This window comes from Micromonospora sp. KC207, from assembly GCF_004348615.1.
GTDB lineage: Bacteria > Actinomycetota > Actinomycetes > Mycobacteriales > Micromonosporaceae > Micromonospora.
On sequence record NZ_SMKJ01000563.1, the window covers coordinates 1 to 1,683 of the forward strand.

The following is a 1,683-nucleotide window of genomic DNA, read 5'->3' on the forward strand; positions in this document are numbered from 1 at the left end:
TGTGGTGCGTGGTAGTGCGGTGAATCAGGATGGTGCGTCGAATGGGTTGACTGCGCCGAATGGTCCGGCGCAGGAGCGGGTGATTCGGCAGGCGCTTGCTGTTGCGGGGTTGTCGGCTGCTGAGGTGGATGTGGTTGAGGGTCATGGGACGGGTACGCGGTTGGGTGACCCGATTGAGGCGCAGGCGTTGTTGGCGACTTATGGGCGTGATCGTGAGGAGCCGTTGTGGTTGGGGTCGGTGAAGTCGAATATTGGTCACACGTCGGCGGCGGCGGGTGTGGCGGGTGTGATCAAGATGGTGTTGGCGATGCGGCATGGGGTGTTGCCGCGGACGTTGCATGTGGATGCGCCGTCGCCGCATGTGGAGTGGCAGGCGGGTCGGGTGGAGTTGTTGACGCAGGCGCGTCCGTGGGTGGTGGGTGGTCGTCCGCGGCGGGCGGGTGTGTCGTCGTTCGGGATCAGTGGCACGAACGCGCACGTGATCCTCGAGGAGGCTCCGCGCGGGGAAATTGAGGAGGCTCCGCGCGGGGGGGATGTAATGGTTCCGTCGGTGGTGCCGATTTTGGTGTCGGCTAGGTCGGAGCAGGCGTTGCGGGCGCAGGAGGCGAGGTTGCGTGCGTTTTTGCCGGGGCGGGATTTGTTGGATGTGGCGTTTTCGGCTGCGACGACTCGTGCGCATCTGGAGTGTCGGGTGGCGTTGGTCGGTGGGGAGCGGTTCGCGGGTCGTCCGGTTGTGGGGAAGACCGCGGTGTTGTTCACGGGTCAGGGTTCGCAGCGTGCGCGGATGGGTGCTGGGTTGACGTATCCGCTGTTCCGGCGGGTTTTTGATGAGGTGTGTGGGCATTTCGATCCGGAGGTGCGGGAGGCGCTGGTGTGCGCTGACGGGTCGGGGCTGGATGACACGCGTGTCACGCAGGCGGCGTTGTTCGCTGTCGAGGTGGCGTTGTTCCGGTTGGTGGAGTCTTTCGGGGTCCGTCCGGATTTCCTGTTGGGTCATTCGATTGGTGAGTTGGTGGCCGCGCATGTGGCTGGTGTGTTGTCGTTGGCGGATGCGTGTGCGTTGGTCGCGGCGCGGGGCCGGTTGATGGGTGCTCTGCCTGCTGGTGGGGGCATGTTGGCGGTCCAGGCCAGCGAGGATGAGGTTTCTGGTGTGGCGGTGGCGGCGGTGAACGGGCCGAATGCGGTGGTGGTTTCTGGTTCGTTGGAGGAGTTGCGGGAGTTTCAGGCTCGGTGGCCGGATCGTAAGACGACGTGGTTGGCGGTCAGTCACGCGTTCCATTCGCCGTTGATGGAGCCGATGCTGGAGGAGTTCGAGCGGGTCGCCCGTGGTGTGGATTTCCGGTCGCCGCGGATTCCGATCGTGTCGAACGTGACCGGTGGTGTGGTCGGTGATGAGGTGACCGATCCGGCGTATTGGGTGCGGCATGTGCGTGAGGCGGTCCGTTTCCATGATGGTGTTCGTACTCTGCGGGAGCAGGGGGTGACCCGGTTCCTGGAGTTGGGTCCGGATGCGGTGCTCACGGCGATGGCGCGTTCGTTCCTGGATGATGATGTGGTGCTTGCCGCGGCGTTGCGGGCCAAGCAGCCCGAGCCGCACGCTTTCGCCGCGTTCCTCGCCCAGGCCCACAACGCCGGAGTGCCGGTGGACTGGGCGGCCGTGCTGGCCGGCGGGAAGCGCATCGA

General features: G+C 65.4%; 1 protein-coding gene. It reads left to right on the forward strand.

Annotated features, from left to right (window positions below; genetic code table 11):
• On the forward strand, positions 1–1,683 hold a 1,683-nt coding region (locus E1258_RS32490), incomplete at both ends, for a type I polyketide synthase (protein WP_132407794.1).